The 338-nt window shown below is 52.4% G+C and carries 1 rRNA gene; it reads right to left on the bottom strand.

What is annotated here, in order from left to right:
- Positions 1-338, bottom strand: a 23S ribosomal RNA gene (locus tag HMPREF3009_RS02980); the annotation flags it as partial.

The raw sequence follows: 338 nt of genomic DNA, 5'->3' as shown, positions 1-338 counted from the left end.
TTAAGTCGTGTGGTCCCCCTTCTCCCGAAGTTACGGGGGCATTTTGCCGAGTTCCTTAACCACAGTTCACCCGAACGCCTTAGTATTTTCAACCTGACCACCTGTGTCGGTTTAGGGTACGGGCCATACATCCACATCGCTAGAGGCTTTTCTCGACAGTACTAGATCACCAACTTCACCCCAATTGGGCTACGCATCACGCCTCAGGCATACGGTGTGCGGATTTGCCTACACACCACCTCACACGCTTACACCAACAATCCACTAAGCGGCATGGCTACTACACTGTGTCACCCCATCACTTGAACCACACATCAGGCCCCACGACATCAACAAAC

The organism is Corynebacterium sp. HMSC034H07, from assembly GCF_001815175.1.
GTDB lineage: Bacteria > Actinomycetota > Actinomycetes > Mycobacteriales > Mycobacteriaceae > Corynebacterium > Corynebacterium hiratae.
The sequence above is the reverse complement of the archived record's forward strand: the minus strand, read 5'-3'. Positions and strand labels throughout refer to the sequence as shown.